Annotated in this window: 16 protein-coding genes; 11 read left to right on the forward strand and 5 right to left on the reverse strand. The window is 44.1% G+C overall.

Going from position 1 to position 18,505, the window contains the following annotated elements:
* The first annotated feature begins 92 nt into the window (after nt 1–92).
* From G400_RS0107230 to G400_RS0107245, 4 genes are all read left to right on the forward strand, one after another.
* A complete protein-coding gene (locus G400_RS0107230; protein WP_017260888.1) occupies nt 93–1,211 on the forward strand; it encodes an NAD(P)-dependent alcohol dehydrogenase in 1,119 nt (372 codons plus the stop codon).
* A 95-nt stretch (nt 1,212–1,306) separates the two neighbouring features.
* A complete protein-coding gene (gene aldA, locus G400_RS0107235; protein WP_017260889.1) occupies nt 1,307–2,779 on the forward strand; it encodes an aldehyde dehydrogenase in 1,473 nt (490 codons plus the stop codon).
* A 303-nt stretch (nt 2,780–3,082) separates the two neighbouring features.
* Entirely contained in the window at nt 3,083–3,313 is a 231-nt protein-coding gene (locus G400_RS0107240; RefSeq protein ID WP_017260890.1) for a cytochrome b5 domain-containing protein, read from the forward strand.
* Nucleotides 3,314–3,648: 335 nt separating this feature from the next.
* Nucleotides 3,649–4,431 (forward strand): matrixin family metalloprotease, encoded by a 783-nt coding sequence (locus G400_RS0107245; RefSeq protein WP_017260891.1) that lies wholly within the window; start codon nt 3,649–3,651, stop codon nt 4,429–4,431.
* 84 nt (nt 4,432–4,515) lie between these two features.
* On the opposite strand, the gene G400_RS14735 is transcribed toward G400_RS0107245, so the two are convergent.
* Nucleotides 4,516–5,373 carry a LysR family transcriptional regulator gene (locus G400_RS14735; RefSeq protein ID WP_017260892.1) on the reverse strand — a complete coding sequence of 286 codons (858 nt, stop codon included), beginning with the start codon at nt 5,371–5,373 and terminating at the stop codon, nt 4,516–4,518.
* Nucleotides 5,374–5,460: 87 nt separating this feature from the next.
* Between G400_RS14735 and G400_RS0107255 the strand changes: the two genes are divergently transcribed.
* Nucleotides 5,461–6,108: an SDR family NAD(P)-dependent oxidoreductase gene (locus G400_RS0107255; protein ID WP_017260893.1), complete on the forward strand. Its 648-nt coding sequence runs from the start codon at nt 5,461–5,463 to the stop codon at nt 6,106–6,108.
* Here G400_RS0107255 and G400_RS14740 read toward each other — a convergent pair.
* A complete protein-coding gene (locus tag G400_RS14740) occupies nt 6,095–6,664 on the reverse strand; it encodes a TMEM175 family protein (RefSeq protein ID WP_017260894.1) in 570 nt (189 codons plus the stop codon). The two genes, G400_RS0107255 and G400_RS14740, sit on opposite strands and share 14 nt — an antisense overlap.
* A 58-nt stretch (nt 6,665–6,722) precedes the next feature.
* On the opposite strand from G400_RS14740, the gene G400_RS0107265 reads away from it, so the two are divergent.
* The gene (locus G400_RS0107265; RefSeq protein ID WP_026017045.1) at nt 6,723–7,328 is read left to right on the forward strand and encodes an NAD(P)H-binding protein; all 606 of its coding nucleotides are present in this window, start codon (nt 6,723–6,725) and stop codon (nt 7,326–7,328) included.
* Nucleotides 7,329–7,537: 209 nt separating this feature from the next.
* Here the strand turns inward: G400_RS0107265 and zwf are convergent, their stop codons facing one another.
* Both zwf and glpK read right to left on the reverse strand, forming a co-directional pair.
* Nucleotides 7,538–9,019 (reverse strand): glucose-6-phosphate dehydrogenase, encoded by a 1,482-nt coding sequence (gene zwf / locus G400_RS0107270; protein ID WP_017260896.1) that lies wholly within the window; start codon nt 9,017–9,019, stop codon nt 7,538–7,540.
* 463 nt (nt 9,020–9,482) lie between these two features.
* Nucleotides 9,483–10,988, reverse strand: a complete 1,506-nt coding sequence (gene glpK / locus G400_RS0107275) for a glycerol kinase GlpK (protein WP_017260897.1) — start codon at nt 10,986–10,988, stop codon at nt 9,483–9,485.
* 194 nt (nt 10,989–11,182) lie between these two features.
* On the opposite strand from glpK, the gene G400_RS15725 reads away from it, so the two are divergent.
* The 4 genes from G400_RS15725 (at nt 11,183) to G400_RS0107295 (ending at nt 15,989) form a co-directional block, all read left to right on the forward strand.
* Nucleotides 11,183–11,737, forward strand: a complete 555-nt coding sequence (locus G400_RS15725; RefSeq protein ID WP_017260898.1) for an RrF2 family transcriptional regulator — start codon at nt 11,183–11,185, stop codon at nt 11,735–11,737.
* A 90-nt stretch (nt 11,738–11,827) separates the two neighbouring features.
* Complete coding sequence (locus G400_RS0107285; RefSeq protein ID WP_017260899.1) at nt 11,828–15,085, forward strand: MMPL/RND family transporter; 3,258 nt, start codon at nt 11,828–11,830, stop codon at nt 15,083–15,085.
* A 278-nt stretch (nt 15,086–15,363) separates the two neighbouring features.
* The gene (locus tag G400_RS0107290; RefSeq protein WP_017260900.1) at nt 15,364–15,624 is read left to right on the forward strand and encodes a hypothetical protein; all 261 of its coding nucleotides are present in this window, start codon (nt 15,364–15,366) and stop codon (nt 15,622–15,624) included.
* 2 nt (nt 15,625–15,626) lie between these two features.
* Nucleotides 15,627–15,989, forward strand: a complete 363-nt coding sequence (locus G400_RS0107295; RefSeq protein ID WP_017260901.1) for a type II toxin-antitoxin system PemK/MazF family toxin — start codon at nt 15,627–15,629, stop codon at nt 15,987–15,989.
* Between the two features lie 287 nt (nt 15,990–16,276).
* Here the strand turns inward: G400_RS0107295 and G400_RS0107300 are convergent, their stop codons facing one another.
* On the reverse strand, nt 16,277–16,846 hold the full coding sequence (locus G400_RS0107300) for an SdpI family protein (RefSeq protein WP_017260902.1): 570 nt from the start codon (nt 16,844–16,846) through the stop codon (nt 16,277–16,279).
* 278 nt (nt 16,847–17,124) lie between these two features.
* Here G400_RS0107300 and G400_RS0107305 point away from each other — a divergent pair, with 278 nt between their 5' ends.
* A complete protein-coding gene (locus G400_RS0107305) occupies nt 17,125–18,474 on the forward strand; it encodes an FAD-dependent oxidoreductase (protein WP_017260903.1) in 1,350 nt (449 codons plus the stop codon).
* Nucleotides 18,475–18,505 lie beyond the last annotated feature (31 nt).

Consider the following 18,505-nt stretch of genomic DNA (forward strand, 5'->3'; position numbering starts at 1 on the left):
AGATGTTATTACAGTTGCTCTTAATTGAAGTTGTTCTTGGCGAGCTCATTTGCTCAATAATTCACCAAATAATCATTTGGAGGAAAAACATCATGAAAATTAAAGCAGCAGTTGTTGAAAAAAAGGGTGGCCCGTTTGTGATCAAGGATGATGTTGAGTTATCCGAAATGCAGGCTGATGACCTACAAATTCACATGGTTGCCAGTGGCATTTGCCATTCAGACGAAGCCTTAAGAAAAGGTGATGCTGAAATTGGCTACCCAATTGTTTTGGGACACGAGGGCTCAGGAATAGTTGAAAAAGTGGGTCCAGAAGTTAAGAACTTCAAGGTTGGTGATCACGTTGTTTTGTCATTCTACGGTTGTGGTAACTGTGAGAACTGTTTGAAGGGGATGCCGACCCGCTGTCTAAATTATGCAGCGAATAATTTATCTGGTGTTCGTCCGGATGGTAGTGCTCACTTTACTGAGGATGGTCATCGTGTCAGTGACATGTTTGATCAGTCATCATTTACGACAACCACTGTTGTTCGCGAACGTAACGCGGTTAAGGTTCCTAAGAACTTGGATTTGCGCCGTCTTGGACCTTTAGGTTGTGGTTATGTAACTGGTAGTGGGACTGTTCTGAACACATTGAAACCAAAACCTGGCGAAACTATCGCTGTCTTCGGGACTGGTGCCGTTGGCTTGGCAGCCATGATGGCTGGTAAGATTTCTGGCTGTACTACTGTCATTGCCGTTGATGTTGTCGATTCACGTTTGCAATTAGCCAAGGAACTTGGCGCAACTGACACAATCAACAGCAAGAACGAAGATGCCGTTGCTAAAATCAAGGAGCTGACGGATGGCAAAGGTGTCGACTATGCCGTTGATACCACTGGTGTGACGAAAGTTATGGAAGATTCCATTCAGGCACTCGCCCAGGGCGGAACCACCGCAACTATTGCTGTTACAGCTAACCACATTGACCTAGATACATGGAACGACCTTTGCACAAACGATCGCTCTATCATTGGGGTCAACATGGGCGATTCCATTCCACAAGTCGACATTCCTCGTTTGATCAAATTCTACCAGATGGGCATGTTTGACTTTGACAAGACGGAAAAGTTCTATCCATTTGAGCAAATTAACGAGGCTAACGCCGATTCCGGTAGTGGCAAGACCATCAAGCCAGTTTTGGTAATTGATGATCAGTATAAGCCAGAGTGAGCGTGACTCACAATAACTGTATTCAGGTAACAAAATTCAAAAAGACGTTTTCAGGTTTCCTTGCCACAAGCGACAAGGCAGAAAGGAAGCACATTATGTCTGAAGCAATTGCGTTAAAGCATTATCAAATGTATATCAATGGTCAGTTTGTTGACTCAAAATCAGGTAACACACTAACTGTCATTAACCCATCCGATGAACAACCAATCTCAACCGTTCCAAGCGCAACGGTTGAAGAAACGCGTGAAGCAATTGATGATGCGTTTGAAGCACAAAAGTCATGGAAAGAGGTTCCAGCCGCAACCCGTGGTGCATATCTGCATAAAATTGCTGAAGAAATTCGGAGCCAAGAAGACGATTTAGTTTCCATTTTGATGGAAGAACAAGGGAAGATTAAATCCTTAGCTCAAACGGAAATCATGTTTTCAGCTGACTATTTCGATTACATGGCTGCCGCAGCACGGATGTATGAAGGCGAAGTTCTTCAATCTGACAACCCTAACGAAAACATCATGATTGCCAAACAGCCGATTGGTGTCGCTGCCGGAATTTTGCCGTGGAACTTTCCGTTCTTCCTGATTGCTCGGAAGATGGGACCAGCTTTGGTAACTGGGAACACCATTGTGATCAAGCCAAGTTCCGATACACCAAACAACGCTTTGGCGTTTGCTAAGATTTGTGACAAGGTTGGTCTACCGAAGGGCGTTGTTAACTTTGTCACTGGTCCTGGGGCAGTCGTTGGCAGTGAATTATCCAAGAACAAGAAGATTGGCATTATCAGTTTGACCGGGTCCGTTGACTCTGGCCGTCGAGTCATGAGCGATGCTGCTGACCACTTAGCTAAGGTCTCACTTGAATTAGGTGGGAAGGCGCCTGCCATTGTTTGCAAGGATGCGGACATTGACTTGGCTGTCCAAGCCATCATCGATTCACGTGTCGACAACAATGGGCAAGTTTGCAACAACGCCGAGCGAGTATATGTACAAGAGGATGTTGCCAACGAATTCGTTAAGAAGCTGACCGACAAGATGAGCAAGATCACGGTCGGTGACCCGAACAAGGATGAAACCATTGGCATGGGTCCACTGATCAACAAAGCAGCGTTGGACAACGTTGATGGCATGGTTCAACGTGCGGTTAAGGCTGGCGGCAAAGTAACTACTGGCGGTCACCCAGCAGACATCGACAAAGGGTTCTACTACTTACCAACGGTTATCACTAACGTTAAGCAGGATTCTGAGATTATCCAGCACGAAATCTTTGGACCAGTGCTCCCAATCGTCACCTTTAAGACGTTGGATGAAGCCATTGAGATGTCAAACGATAACGACCTAGGTTTGACGTCATCTATCTTCACTGAGAACTTGGATAACGCCGCTAAGGCTGCCAACGAATTGCAAGACGGTGAAACATACATCAACCGTTACAACTTTGAGGCTATTCAAGGCTTCCACGCCGGCTGGAAGGAGTCCGGTGTTGGCGGTGCTGATGGCAAACACGGTTTGGATGAATTCTTGAACACCCACGTTGTTTATTTGCAAAGGCATCCGGAAAAGGGAAATGAATAGAGCGTGAACACCCCCGGGGTAAAAGCCGAGCGATAACGTAAAATAATCACCGTGAAGACGTACTTTGTCTTTGTGGTGGTTGTTTTGTGTTATGCACAGGCTTTTGGGGGTGTGAACGCGTTTGCGACAATATAGCAGCAAAAATTTGGTCTCGCAAAGTCCTCGCCCTCATGTGCAGACACATTCTTTTCAGCTACTTACGGCGTTTGCGACAGCACTTAATCTACAAAGACCTAATCAAAATTTACCGCGTTTGTTAATTGAGGTGCTATACTCAATGCAAACATAAGGAGGCGCTTACAAATGCAAAATTTCACTGTGGACGAACTAAAGCAATTTGATGGCAAAGATGGTCATAAGGCCTATGTGGCGGTAGACGGAACTGTTTATGATCTGACGAATGTTGAGGCTTGGCGGGGCGGAAACCACCATGGTCTGACGGCGGGCAGAGACCTCACGGAAATGATCAAAAAATCTCCGCACGGTAAAAAAACGTTAACTGATAAACCGGTCGTTGGCCAATTAGTTTCATAAAAATATCAAATACTACAACGAGGTTGTGACATAAGTTTATTGGGGACGAATGATATAAGCAATATCGCGCTCCAAAGTCCTGAGAATTCCGCTTAACCTAAAACTGACCCATTCCCGAACTTGGGGAATAGGTCAGTTTTACATTAATGCTCGTTCTCAAACCGGACTTGTGTCAAAGCTCCATTTTGCAAATCAGATGCTTTCATTCTTTAAACATCTGTTAATCAATAGCAATAACATTGAAAGGCTCTGTATTTAGCCTTTATACTTTGTGGGTAGTTTAAGGAATTTGTCTCGTTTGGAAAGTGAGTTTGGCTCACGCGAGGTTATTATTTATGCGCAAGAATTATTTGGGTCGACTTGTAGGCCTTGTCGTTGTTATCATTGGCGGCGCATTGTTTTTACAAAATCACCCGCCATTGGAAAAACAGTTGGCTGATCAGGTAGGTCCAGCTAACATTCAACGATCATTTCAAAAAATCCATAATCAAGTAAATACTTTTTTTACGGCCGTCACTTTGAACGCCAATGCTGGCGCTCAGGACTCTACGGCTTCGCAGTCCACATCGGCTAGTACCAAACCATCGCCACACGTCGCGGCATCCACAGCGAACTCGACTACCACTGACGCGACGCCAGTTGAATCGATTGTCAGCAATGTTCATTTGCAACCGACGTACTATTACGAATACGCGGCCTCCGATTCGCCAGCAGTGCGCTTGGCGTTTGATACTGCCGTGCAAACGTATAATGCAACCGGTATCGTTACCCTTAAACCCGGGCACGCGGGGAGTGGACAAAACCAGTTGACGTTTAGCACCTATCATGAAGTTTCAAAAGCAGCTAGCGATGGTGCGGTCGAGGTAGGTCACGGCGGTCCAGAAATTTACCAAACGAATTTTAGTTGTGCTAACGCAACGAATCATGGAAGTGCCAAGCTGAATACAGCCTATTTGAGTTCATACAATGATGCGGTCGCTATTCACGAAGTTGGTCACGCATTGGGACTTGATCATAGTAGTGATCCGAATTCGGTCATGTACCCAGTAACGCAAGGACGTGTGCAGTTAACTAGCGGGGATATTGCTGGCTTGAAGGCGATTTATTCGCAGAACTAATTGTGATGTTGGTTCACGTTTAATTGAATATCAAAGTCATTGCTTTACGTGGCGTAAAAACACCTGCAAATAATATTTTGAGTATTATTTGCAGGTGTTTAGTATTTCGACAAACTTTGAAATTAGTGATGTATGTTTAATGTTTTCAGAAATTAGTAAATCGTAATCGAGATCTATCTTCGGCAAGATTGTCTTGACATGAATTTTGCTTGGATGAGCAGTGTTTTCGAGCACATAGTTAGAGATAATCCCAGTGCCAACGTTATTTTCGACCATTGCAACGACGGTTTCACCACGATCAACAATCAACCAGTTATTGACATTGAAATTATTTTTCTTATTTAGAGTATCAATGACGGTTTCTGCGCCAGCCTTGCAAAAGATGAAAGTTTGTTCACTGTCGGTTAAATCAACCGGTTCGGAACTTTCGGCAGAGAGTGCAACCATGTGATCGGTAAACAAGCGTTGCCCGTTTTGAAGATTATTGGGAGAGGTCGTAATACCAACATCGATGGCGTTGTCCTGTAATAATTGTTTGATATCGCGGGCATTGCCTTCTGTTAACTCAATCTCGACTAGTGGATACTGAGCTTTAAATATACCAAATACTTTAGCTAAAACGGTGGTACTAATAATTGGCAAAGAACCAATTCGTAAACGACCACCTAGTTGATGGTTAGCCTCGAAAGCTGTCTGTAACAAGAGGTTCTCATCTTCGGATAATTGTTGGGCAGTCTTTAATACCTTTTTGCCAGTATCCGTCAATGACAGGCCGTTTTTACGATCACGAATAAATAGTTTAACGTTTAGTTCCGCTTCTAAATTATGAATGGATTTACTAACGCTGGGCTGTGAGATATACATTTCAGCCGCAGTTTGCGTGAAACTGCCAGTGCGAGCAACCATGATAAAAATTTTAATCCAGTGCATGTTGATAGCCAAACGGGTATCCTCACATTCCGATAAATGTATTTGATGCGCTCCCTTGTTCTCACTACAATGCATGGTAAGAAAGGTGAGGCAAATCGAATGAAAAAAACAATTGTAATTGTTGGTGCAGGAGCAGGACTGGGTCACCATATTGCTGAAAGGTTTGGCCGTGAAGGCTTTAACGTTGTCTTGATGGCGAGAAACGCTTCGAGACTAGCGGAATATGTGGCATCGTTGAAGTCACAAGGAATAGATGCTGATTATTTCGTTGTTGATGTGGCAAGCAACGCGTCTATTCAAACGGCTTTTGCAGAGCTGAAACGAAAGTACAATCGGGTTGACGTATTAGTTTATAATGTCGCCATGATGAGTGGAAACCGCCCCTTAGAACTAACGCCTGCTGAGCTATTAGAACACTATCAAACTGATGTTGTTGGTGCACTAGCCGCCGCACAACAAGTGATTTCGATGCAAAAAGACAATCGCGAAGGAACGTTATTGTTTACAGGTGGCGGCTTTTCCAGTTTTCCTGCCGCATCCAATACGACGATGTCGCTTGATAAAGCGGCGTTGCGAAATCTGGCGTTGGTGTTAGCCGAAGAGTTGGAACCAATGGGAATCTTTGCGGGAATTGTGACAATTATGGGAACAATAGATCAAGATGAACATTTCTCGGCGACGAATATTGCTGATCAATATTGGCAATTGTATACGCGGCGGAAAAGTCATGAAATTATTTACGATTAATTTGCCCCTGTGATATTGCGCAGTAGATAGCAATAATCGAAACACCAGTAAAAACGATAATTGGAAAAAAGAAACCGAGCCCCGTTAAAACTGCTTGTACGGCCGTTAAAGTGAGCACTTCAAACCGGATTTTTCGATAACCCGCATCAGGAATGTTATTTTTCGTCTTTTCTGCATGAATATTGCTGGATAACCAGCGAAAGGCGAGGTTACTAATTACAAACGAAATACCGTAAGTGACTTCAGGAGCAGCAGACATTGGAAAGCGTCCAACCCAGCCAGTTGAAAACGGTAAGACTGAAAGTGTAAATAAGAAGAGTCCGTTTAGCCAAAGGGTAGATACGTCAATTTTTTCAAGCTTAAACAACATTCTGTGGTGACTCACCCAGAAAGACAAAACAAATATGAAACTCATTAAGTAAGCAAAGAAGGTTGGAATAATAGAGCTTATTTCCGACCAGTGTGGTGTTTCAGGCACTTTTAATTCCAAGACCATAATCGTTATGATGATTGCAAAAACACCATCAGAAAATGCTTCAAGTCGATTTTTATTCAAAAAGGGGTCTCCTAGTTCTTTAAATAAAGTAGTTGATGATGGAAAGGATGAAATTCAGATGAAAAACGTTTTAATTATTGGAGCTACCGGAAGTTTTGGTAGTGCACTTAGAAAGAGATTACAGATTGAAGCTGATATTAATGTTACTCTTTTTTCTCGGTCAGCAGGAAGTTTAACGACAGACTCGAAACGAGAAACGATAAAAACCGGTGACGCGACAAATATTAATGTCATCGAACCATTAATAGGCAATCAAGATTTTATCTTCTCTGCAGTTAGTGGCAAACAAATTATCTCAGTAACTAAGAATTTAGTTTCTCTTATTGAGGGGACTGATAAATATTTGGTTCTTGTATCTTCCCTTGGTGTTTATAATGAAATTCCTCAGGCGATGGGGTCCAATTGGAATTTGAACGAAAATGCCGTTTTAAAACCCTATCGAGAAGCTGCCGATATCGTTGAAAAAGGTGCAAAGCATTATACGGTAATTCGGCCAGGCTGGATCAACCAAGGTCCGACTGCACAAGACTATGAGGTCACTGAAAAAGGGCAGCCATTTGGTGGTCGCGACGTGTCTCCTGAAAACATGGCCAAACTCGTTTTGAACATTATTCGAAATCCACAGGAATATAATGGTCGCAACCTTGGTATCAATGACAAATAACATAGATTGTATGCTCACAATAATCTGAATCAATCCTAAAAGGACAAGAATGAATAATAGTGAGAAGGGGAATGGCTCAGCTTTGGGCTAGGCGCTATCCTTATAATCAAAAAGGCAGTAAGCAACTAATTGAATAGCTGCTTACTGCCTTTTTGAAATATTTAAGTTTGAAAGCTGAATTCAATTCAACTTTTTCGCGTCAATTTTGATTAACGGTTTAAGCGATATACCCAAGCCCGGTGGTCACGTTGCAACAGTTCATCTGATGCAGCTGGTCCCATAGAACCGGAGATGTAGTTAGGGAAGTCTGGTGTTTCTGAATCCCATAATTTCTGGATAACATCAACGAACTTCCATGCGTATGAAACTTCATCCCATGAGGCGAAGTTCGTTTGGTCACCCTTCAAGGTGTCATGCAGCAAACGTTCGTATGGTTCTGGAGTTTCTTCCTTTTGAGCAACATCTTGCTGGAAGTCCAAGTGGATTGGTTCCGTTTCGAAACCTTGACCAGCAGTCTTAGCGTTCAATTGGAGAGAGAAGCCTGAGTTTGGTTCAACGTAGATGGTCAAAACGTTTGGTGCTAATGAGTTATCACGGTTTTGTGGGAAGGCGAAGATGTCGATCAAAGGCTTCTTGAAGACAACGTCGATCCGTGTAAACTTGTCAGCCAAACGCTTACCAGTCCGGACGTAGAAAGGAACACCTGACCAACGGTAGTTGTCGAATAATAATTTACCGGCAACAAATGTGTCGTTGTGTGAATCCTTTGGTACGTTTGGTTCATCACGGTAAGCAGGTTCAGTATCGTTAGCGCCATATTGACCGCGAATAAAGTTCTTGGCTGCTTCGGCTGGGCTGTAAACCCGGAGTGAACGCAATGCCTTGATCTTTTCAACACGAACATCGGCGTCAGTGAATGAAACAGGTTGTTCCATTGCTAACTGAGAAACGATTTGCATGATATGGTTTTGAACCATGTCACGTAATGCACCAGCGGTATCGTAGTAACCGGCACGATCTTCAACACCAAGTTTTTCACTTAAGGTCACTTGAACGTTGTCGATGTAACGGTTGTTCCACAGAGATTCAACAAGCGTATTGCCGAAACGCAAAGCCTGAATGTTTTGAACCATTTCCTTACCAAGGTAGTGGTCGATTCGGTAGATTTGAGTTTCATCAAATGCACCGGATAATTGATCGTTTAAAGTTTCAGCAGTCGTGAAGTCAGTACCAAATGGTTTTTCAATGACCAAACGGTTTGAACCATTTTCAGAGAGCAAACCTTCTGACTTCAAGTTGAGGGCAACTTCACCGAAGAAGCGTGGTGCCATGGACAGATAGAAGATCCGGTTACCGTTGATGCTGTACTGTTTGTCCAGCTTTTCAACGAGGTCCTTCATCACAGCGTAGTGCGCCTTATCCGTAACATCGTGTGCAATGTAGTAAAAATGTGACACGAAAATTTCTGCCGCGTGCATATCTGCATCCGGTTGGTCATCCTTAATGGATTGTGTTACGACTTCACGGAATTTGTCGTCGGTCCAGCTATCACGAGCAGTTCCGAGAACGGCAAAATGTTCGCCTAAGTTTCCGCGAACGTAAAGTTTGAAGAGGGATGGGTACAGTTTACGTTTGGCAAGGTCACCAGTACCACCAAAGAAAGTAAACAATGAGCTGTATTCTGTTGCCACGGTTTTCACTCCTTAAATGCCTGTAAATGTAGGGTTGTATTGACAGAAAACGTAACCGCTTTCTGTCGTTGACTGGTTCATTATATAACAATATCTAGCGCGATGCACCACCGTGAGCAACCGGTTTCATTAGGTTCAGGCCGTGAATTAGTTATGAAAACTTATCATATCAACGATTAGCATTGGTCTGGTCCACCAAAATGAATTTCAAAAAAATTTACATTTATGGAAAAAAATGGTGAAAAAAGTTTTCTACAAGGTCTGGTGATTGATTCGATATTATCTTTAGGTGAGAGGCTGACGCCTACGGTTGGCAACATTGACGCCCTTCGCTCATATAACAGCACAATCGACTAGCTATCAGTCAACAGTCCAGTACTCTTCTGCAAAATGCCACTAAAAAACTGCTGAATCCATTATTAAGATGGACCAACAGTTTAGAAAATTGAAATTCATTGTTTAATTATAGTTTGAACAATTCTGTTGCTTTGACCGCTGTTTGCCAGCCTTGATATAAACGTTGACGGTGGTCCTCAGGCATATTGGGCGAGAATGTCTTGCCCTGCTGGTAAATAGCTTGAAGGGCGTCGACATTATCCCAAAAGCCAACGGCGAGACCCGCTAGAAAAGCCGCACCTAGTGCTGTTGTTTCCTCATCAGCGGAACGATCAATTTCCATATTGAGAATGTCTGCCTGAAATTGCATAAGATAAGTGTTTCGTGATGAGGCGCCATCGGCCTTTAAACGGGGGATGGCAAGATGCGTATCTTTTCGCATGGTTTCGATTACATCACGTGTTTGGTAGGCAATCGATTGTAAGGTTGCCTTAACAAAATCGTTTTGAGTTGTCCCGCGGGTAATTCCATAAACAGCACCACGAGCCGCGTCATCCCAATAGGGAGCACCCAAGCCAGAGAAAGCGGGGACTACGTAGACTTCATCGTGATCGGTTGAAGCTAACGCGGCACGTTTGGCGGCTGGCTCGTCGGGAATCATTTTCATTTCATCTTGAAGCCAGCCAATCGCCGAACCGGCCACGAAGATAGAGCCTTCAAGGGCGTATTGCACACTGCCGTTTAGACCGTAGGCGATGGTTGTGAGCAGCCCGTTGTTTGAAATCAACGGCTCATCACCCGTATTCATCACGATGAAGGCACCAGCACCATACGTATTTTTGATGACACCCTTATCGAAGCCCATCTGACCAAACAAAGCGGCCTGTTGGTCACCAGCGAGGGCAGCAATAGGGACTTCGGCACCGAAAAATTGATAGTTTTGGGTGTGACCGTAGACTTCAGAAGATGATTTGACCTCAGGCAACATGGCACGGGGAATATTCATCAGCTTGAGAATTTCATCATCCCAGTCCAATGTGTGAATGTTAAACAGCATTGTTCGACTGGCATTGGAGTAATCAGTGACATGCAGCGCACTGCCCGACAATTTCCAGGCCAGCCACGAATCAACCGTGCCAAAACAGAGCTCACCTTTTTCAGCGCGTTCTTGCGCGCCTTCGACGTGATCAAGTAACCAACGAATCTTGGCGGCTGAGAAGTAAGAATTAATAAAGAGTCCTGTTTTTTGGTGGATCATCTCACCGTAACCATCTTTGATGAGTTGCCGGGTAACATCGTCCGTTTGCTTAGACTGCCAACCAACGGCCGGTGCAATTGGCTCACCGGTTGTCCGGTCCCAGATAATGGTCGTTTCACGTTGTGTGACAATGCCAACCCCGTCAATTTGGTCCGGATGGATACCAGCGTTAATCAGGACAGACGAAATTACTGATTGAACGGAATTCCACAGTAAATTCGGATCGTGTTCCACCCATCCTGGATGGCGATTGATTTGTGGTAATGGTTGGGAAGCCGCGGTAACCCGTCGGCCATTTTTGTTGATGATAATTGCCCGCGATGCAGAGGTGCCTTGATCCACGGCCAAAATGTAATGTTCAGTGACGAATGCCATAGTTTGCCTCGTTTTTATTTTGCCTTTGTAACCGGTTACTAATGCTGTCAGTATAGCGAATCAATGAGTAATGAACAAACTCCAAATTAAAATTTAATCTTGTATTTATTTTTAAACGGGATATTATATATCCTGTTAATAAAAAGGATACCGAATGTCGTGTTTATAAACGTGCATTTCTGGAGGATATCGCAATGAAAGTTAAACCAAGTTTGGAACAAGCCATCTGTGTGTTGATGCTCTTGGCGATTCAAAAACGTGAAATACCATTACACAGTACTTTGATTTCACAACGGCTGGGACTATCGGATTCATATACCAAGAAAGTTATTCAGCATCTGTCACGGGCCGGTTTAGTTCGATCTGTTTCTGGAAAAGATGGTGGCTTCGTGATCAATCGCGAGCCGGATCAAATTACGATGCTGGACGTTTTTAACACGATTGAGGGAACTGGTCCGTTCGGGGTTTCATCCGGACTTGCCGATCATGTTTTCGGTATGTCCAAGGATCCGTCGTTTGATGCTTGTTATCACATGGGACGTTTGGATGAGGGGCATAATCCTGGGGATGCCAAGGAAGAGGCGTTGGCAATCTTTGCGGAGGCCGAGAAGAGTTATCGCGACAAGTTGGCTGCGTCCACACTCAATGAGTTGTGCCCGCATCGTGACGGCAAACTGATCACAATCGATTGGACGCCATGGTTGCAAGCGAAGAGTGATGCTCAGGCCCAGGGAGAAGTTGAGCAATAACGTGGAAGGCGTCACATTCGGTGGGTTTCCGAATGGAACGGCTTTCGGGTTATGCCGCAGCTCGGTAAGTTTTAGGAGGTTAGAGAGAACATGAAGTGGATGACTAAAAATCACGTTTGGGGATTACTAGGGTGGTTGATCGTTTTAGTAGCTGCCATCATGATGACGCCTGATACGGGGAAGCTGGTGGCCGACAAGGGCCAAATTAAGATTCCTAGTACATATCAAAGTGTCCGCGCTACGCAGATGCAAAAAAAGTGGGGTAGCGACCAGAAAAATACGACGGCAGTTGTCGCGGTGTTCAGTAATGGTGATGACAAACTGACACCCGCACAGAATGCTGCGATTGAACGGACTATTGATAAGCTAAAGTCTGATAAGTCAAAGTATCAGATTAAGGGCATTACAACTGCTCAAGACAGTGCTACCGCTAAACAACAGTTGGTATCCAAAGACAAGACAACCCAGCTGGTTCAGTTAAACGTTAAGTTGAGTAAAACGCACACGCGAAGTTTAATCCGTGATCAATTGACGAAAGCGGTTAAAACGAGCGGTGTGAAAACCTATGTCACTGGTTCAGATATTTTGAACCAAGACTTTTCGGATGCCACTCAGGCTGGGGTGCGAAAGACGGAGGTAATTGCGGCGATTTTCATTTTCGTGGTGTTGCTGTTGGTCTTCCGTTCACCAATCACACCGATTATTTCTTTATTAACCGTCGCAGTGTCGGGCTTGGTATCCATTAGCGTGGTTACCAACTTGGTCCAGCACTTCAACTTTCCGTTTTCAAACTTTACGCAAGTGTTCATTATCATTGTGCTGTTTGGGATTGGAACGGACTACAACATTCTCCTATACAATCAATTTAGGCAGGAAATGGCGCATGGCAAGAATCCGCATGATGCAACTGCCAGTGCGATCAAAATCGGTGGTCGGACTATCCTTTACTCCGGCTTGTCTGTATTAATCGGGATGTCCGTGTTGGCGTTTGCCAAGTTCTCCCTGTATCGTTCGGCGGTCGGCATTGCCGTTGGGGTCGTCGTGTTGCTAGCAGTTTTGCTCACACTGAATCCGTTCTTTATGACCGTTCTCGGACCAAACATGTTCTGGCCGGTTCGTAAGTCAGCCGGTGAAGGTGACAGCAAGTTGTGGCACGCGCTCGGCAGTACGGCTATGATTCGTCCGATTTTGACGCTAGTTGTGATGGCGATCGTGATGGTTCCGTTAGCCTTAATGGGCCACGGCACGTTGGATTATGACAATACCGTTGAAATTGCTGACAATGTCCCTGCCAAACGTGGTTTTCAAGTGGTTCAAAAACACTTTTCAAAGGGGACTGCTGAACCGACAACGATTTACATTCAGAGTGATCATCGTTTGAACAACGAACAGTCGCTCCAAATTATTGATCGTTTGACCAAACAATTGCAGAATTCAGCCGGCGTTAAAACGGTTTTGTCCGCGTCACAGCCTGGTGGTTCAGCCATTAAGGCACTGTATGTTCGTAATCAGATGGCAACGGTCACCAGTGGTTTAACTAAGTCACAACAAGGACTGGATAAAATTAATAGCGGCCTAGGGTCAGCAAAACAGCAGTTGGACGGTGCTAATATCAGTGGTGGCGTTGATTCTGCTAATCAGTTAGCGTCTGGCTCGCAACAGGTTGCTACTGGGACATCAACGTTGAGTTCCGGGATTAACCAAGTGACTCAAGGTGTGAATGAATTAAACGCACAGCTTCAAAATAGTACTAGTGGTAGTCAACAGGCGCAATTGCAACAGTTAACGACGGCATTACCACAATTGAATCAGGCCATCAGCAGTTTGAATGATCAGGTTAACGCTGCTTCAACTGGTTCGACCAGTGGCGTAACGAATTCCCTGACTAGCATCGGTAGCTCTGCCAGTGATATTGGCAGTCAACTAGGTGCCATTCAAAATGCGATGAAGGGCATTAGCACGCCAAATGTTAACGCTGGTCAGTTAGTTGCTGCAATGCAGGGCCAAGGTGCTAACTTAAACGCTCAGCAGCAACAAGTTGTCACGGCGACGATTGATGCAGCACTGAAACAGCAGAGTCAGGCCAGTGCTGGTTTGCAACAAACGTTGGCAGGTTCATTAAGCAAAATTGGTGCTGATGCACAAAACATTGGTAGCAGTGATCAATCCGTTGCTAGTCAATTACAGAGCCTGCAAGGGTCAACGCAACAATTGCAGCAAGCCGTTAGTCAGTTGAACACAGCCTCGAATCAAGTATTGCCGGCGTCTGCGACAGCAATCACGCAGTTGAGCGGTGGTCTCTCACAATTGAGTAGTAGCACCAATCAGTTAGCCAGCGCGATGGGTACGATCAATGGCAATACTGGTCAACTAGTCAGTGGCGCTAACCAAGTTGCGAGTGGAAACCAAGAAATGGCTTCGAAACTGTCACAACTTGGCGGTCAAACAGCTAGTTTGTCCAATGGCTTAGGAACCGCGACAGACGGGCTCAGCAAGATTTCCGCTGGTTCAGGTCAGGCAAATAAGTACTTGAGTGGTTTGCAACATGCCAGCGCAGCGGAAACCTACTATATTCCAGCTGCGCAGTTAAAGAGCAAAACGTTTGCCCCGGTCCTTAAAACGTACTTCTCGCCGGATCGCAAGATCACGAAGATGACGGTCATTCTTAAGGACGATCCAAGCTCACAGACTGCGATGAAACGTTTGCCACGGTTGGAAGGCATTGTTCGTGGCGCTCTTAAAGGAACATCGATGAATAATGCCAAGGTTGCGTTTGGTGGTAGTACCTCGCAAACCAATGATATCAATGAAATGGCGGCTGGAGACTTCAGTCGTACCGCCATCATTATGTTAGCTGGAATCTTCATTGCGTTGATGTTTGTTACCCATTCATTGGTTCAACCAATCGCGATTGAGGGAACCTTGTTGATTGCTTACAGTGGCGCAACGAACATCGTACACTGGCTGGTGAAGGCATTCCTAGGTCAAAGCATGCTGACCTGGAACACGCCATTCTTTGCCTTCATTATGTTGGTTTCACTGGGTGTTGATTACAGTATCTTCCTCATGGCGAAGTACCGTGAGTTCCTGCATCAGCCAATTTCGACCGATGCTAAGATGCTCAAGGCAACGACGATTATTGGAACCGTGGTTATTTCAGCGGGAATTATCCTGAGCGGAACATTCGCCGCACTGATTCCGTCTGGTGTGATGACGTTGATTCAAGTGGCGCTAGTTGTGATTGTCGGGATTCTGTTACTAGTTATTTTGATTCCGATTATCATGCCAGCAGTGATGAAGATTACGTATCCAACGCCGGAGTCACGGTTGAATGATGATCAAAAATAAAATATGTTATGTGGATTGAAAAAAGGCGAGTGTAACTCTTATTCGAAGTTGCATTCGCTTTTTGTGTTCACTTGGAATGCGAAGAGAACAGATGACATTAAGTAGCCCATTTTTCGCTTTTAAATTGTAAGTTTTGGGCCTTTTTTCCTTCAACAAAGAAAATTAATGAATGACAAAAGAGATACATGTAGATACTTGTATCTACATGTATCTACGTATATAATTACTTATGTAAATGAGTTGATGATTTCAAACGACTGAAATCGGAGGTACACATTATGGAAAATAGAGAACTAGGTGTTTTTAAAGTCCGACAAAGCGGACACTCACTTGTGGTTACGGTTCCCAAGGGAATAAATGTGCATAAAGGCGATCAAGTTAGTTTCTCACAGGGGAGCGATGGTGTAATTCAGTTTAAGCCGTTGTCAAATGAAAATCCTTGGTTGAATGGTAAATACGCTGACGTGGATTTTCGTGGTGGTATGAAAGAAGCTGAAATCAATATTGGCATGGAAAGACGTGTTGGAAAGGAATTGTAAGAATGGCCTACCCAGAACAAGGGGACATTATTTTTATCGATGCTGAACCACATGCAGGACATGAGACTGGCGGACATGATCCTAGGCATGGCAACATTCAACGCCCATTAATAGTGCTAAGTAACACTGGTTATAACCAATTTACTGGTATGGTTAGCGGAATGCCAATCACACATGAGATGAGGGATGATAACACACGGTTTATGCAGTTTATCGATGGGACAAGTGGTGTTCACGGATCAATTATTCTTTGGCAAATGCCATTTTATGATTTTGATGGTCGCCATGGCAGAATTGTTGGTCATGTTTCTCCTCGCTTATTGAACACATTGTTAGCGAGGGTGAAGGACATTTTTGATTTGTAAAATAGTGAAATGGATTTACAAAAAAAGCATGTTGCATAAAGAAATGGTGTGAAATCAGCCACTTTGATTGGTATTAGAGGATGATGATACAGCATACCTTTTTAAACTTGTGAAATCGTAATATATGGAACTGAAATTCCCTTTTTAAACGTCACACTTTAAAAAAAGTTACTGTATGCATGGTTGTTTTAAAATCTGTGCCTGCAAGTAAAAGTAAAATGGTTATAATAATATTTAAGCGTACTGTATGCTCGAGAGTGAGAATACAGTACGCTTTTTCGTAACTATTACGGCGTTTTCGGTCGTTGCGGTAAATAAGCATAACCAATCGTGAGCACAAGTGCGATAACCACGGTTGTCAACATAAACGTTACGGTCTTAGCCGGCCAAAAATTACCGAGGATGATAATCGTATAGCCAGCCGCCACAATCAGCCAACCGCCAAAGTAATTCACTTTATGCCACATTTCAGGTGACCTGTAGGTTGGTGGAATGCGAATGCCCATCAGATGATTTTGTGGTATGAATAGACTTCCAACGCCAATTAAGAAAAATAGTATGCCGATGCCAGTTGCCAAACTTGGTTTTAGGAAACTTGGCCAAATAGCGAATGTTAAAAGTAATAAATCAAAACTCAACGTGTAATTTGTCGGAACCTCTAATCCCTTTGCAAAATTAGTTTGATGATTATCCATCCAAACGGCACAGATACTTGTTAATGCAACCCCAATCACCAAGACCCCGATTAGCGGTAGTAATGTCTGTTTAGTTGATCTAAATAACAGAAAAATAGCTAGTAAACCATAGATGACAGTTAGTGTGACGAAACCTGCTCGTTTTTGTAGAAGTTTTCGCATATCCATGACCTTTCTGATATGGTGTAACATAGTATTTTCAATGTTAGTATACGACCAAAAATCGAAATAGTAGTTGGAAAAGTTTCACTACAAAGATGGATTTTATAACACGCCCTGAATTAATTTCACAAAGTGTTTTTAAACGTTTTGATGAGAGCAAACAACGCTTGTGAAGAAGCGCTATATCAAAGTGTAAGCGTTGACATTTACTGGTAGTATGTTTAAATTAAATTGTACACAATATAAATTCAACTTTAAATTTTTTGGAGGCCTTCACCATGAAAGTAATCATCGTTGGTGCTACACATGCAGGTACGTTTGCCGCTCAACAGATTTTGACTGAACACCCGGATTATGACGTCACAGTTTACGAACGAAACGATAATTTGTCCTTCTTGTCCTGCGGGATTGCTTTGTGGGTCGGAGGTCATGTGTCAGACCCAGACAAGATGTTTTATTCAAGTCCAGAAGCCTTGGCTAAACTTGGTGCAGACATGGAAATGAAGCATGATGTTACCGACATCGACACGGATAATCAAACCGTTACGGTTAAGGATTTGGAATCAGGCGAAGTCAGCGAGGTCGCTTATGACAAACTGGTTGTCACCACGGGTTCATGGCCCGTTATTCCGCCAATCGACGGGATTGATAACAAGAATGTTTACCTATGTAAGAACTGGACGAACGCCAATGAACTGAAGAACTTGGCTGGTAAAATCAAGAGCGCCGTTGTAATTGGCGCTGGCTATATTGGTGCAGAACTGGCAGAACAATATGCATTGACGGGCAAGCAAGTGACTTTGATCGATGGTTTGCCACGAGTTCTAGCGAAGAACTTTGACAAGGACATCACGGACCGTGTGGAAAAAGAATACACGGATCATGGGGTCAAGCTAGCATTGGGCGAAATGGTAACTGGCTTCAGCGGGGATGATCAAGTAACGGTTACCACCGACAAGGGAAGTTACACTGCCGATATTGCCATTTTATGTACTGGATTCCGTCCAAATACCGGCTTGATGAAGGACAAGGTCGACATGTTACCAAACGGTGCCATTGTGACCGACGAATACATGCAGACGAGCTTACCAAACGTCTTTGCTGCCGGTGATTCAGCTGCCGTTCACTACAACCCAACGCACAAGAATGATTACATTCCTTTAGCTACTAACGCGGTTCGCCAAGGTATCTTAGTCGGTCACAACATCGAGAAGCCAACGGTTAAATACCTTGGCACGCAGTCTTCATCAGCCGTTGAGCTGTTTGGCAAGACAATTGCTGCATCCGGTTTAACAACTGAGGGTGCTAAGGCTCGCAACGTTGATGTGGACTCCGTGACGATTGAACAGGACTACCGCCCAGACTTCATGTTGAGTACCACACCGGTGCAATGTAGCTTAACGTGGGATCCTGAAACACACCGAGTTCTCGGTGGCGCCTTCTACAGTGATCACGATGTTTCACAATCAGCCAACGTTATTTCCATGGCTATTCAAACAGAAATGACCATTGAAACCTTATCCATGGTTGACATGCTGTTCCAACCAAACTTTGACCAGCCATTAAACTGGATCAATGCGGTGGCCATGGCCGCGGTTGCCAAGGCTAACGAAAAGGTAACAAACTAATTTTATGAAATAAAAGAAACTGGTTCATTAT

Source organism: Furfurilactobacillus rossiae DSM 15814 (assembly GCF_000428925.1).
Taxonomy (GTDB): domain Bacteria; phylum Bacillota; class Bacilli; order Lactobacillales; family Lactobacillaceae; genus Furfurilactobacillus; species Furfurilactobacillus rossiae.

Bases quoted from the DNA above. Each gene is read 5' to 3' on its own strand.
- G400_RS0107230 (WP_017260888.1), top strand. From the start codon at position 93: ATGAAAATTAAAGCAGCAGTTGTTGAAAAAAAGGGTGGCCCGTTTGTG.
- aldA (WP_017260889.1), top strand. From the start codon at position 1,307: ATGTCTGAAGCAATTGCGTTAAAGCATTATCAAATGTATATCAATGGT.
- G400_RS0107240 (WP_017260890.1), top strand. From the start codon at position 3,083: ATGCAAAATTTCACTGTGGACGAACTAAAGCAATTTGATGGCAAAGAT.
- G400_RS0107245 (WP_017260891.1), top strand. From the start codon at position 3,649: ATGCGCAAGAATTATTTGGGTCGACTTGTAGGCCTTGTCGTTGTTATC.
- G400_RS0107255 (WP_017260893.1), top strand. From the start codon at position 5,461: ATGAAAAAAACAATTGTAATTGTTGGTGCAGGAGCAGGACTGGGTCAC.
- G400_RS0107265 (WP_026017045.1), top strand. From the start codon at position 6,723: ATGAAAAACGTTTTAATTATTGGAGCTACCGGAAGTTTTGGTAGTGCA.
- glpK (WP_017260897.1), bottom strand. From the start codon at position 10,988: ATGGCATTCGTCACTGAACATTACATTTTGGCCGTGGATCAAGGCACC.
- G400_RS15725 (WP_017260898.1), top strand. From the start codon at position 11,183: ATGAAAGTTAAACCAAGTTTGGAACAAGCCATCTGTGTGTTGATGCTC.
- G400_RS0107285 (WP_017260899.1), top strand. From the start codon at position 11,828: ATGAAGTGGATGACTAAAAATCACGTTTGGGGATTACTAGGGTGGTTG.
- G400_RS0107290 (WP_017260900.1), top strand. From the start codon at position 15,364: ATGGAAAATAGAGAACTAGGTGTTTTTAAAGTCCGACAAAGCGGACAC.
- G400_RS0107295 (WP_017260901.1), top strand. From the start codon at position 15,627: ATGGCCTACCCAGAACAAGGGGACATTATTTTTATCGATGCTGAACCA.
- G400_RS0107300 (WP_017260902.1), bottom strand. From the start codon at position 16,846: ATGCGAAAACTTCTACAAAAACGAGCAGGTTTCGTCACACTAACTGTC.
- G400_RS0107305 (WP_017260903.1), top strand. From the start codon at position 17,125: ATGAAAGTAATCATCGTTGGTGCTACACATGCAGGTACGTTTGCCGCT.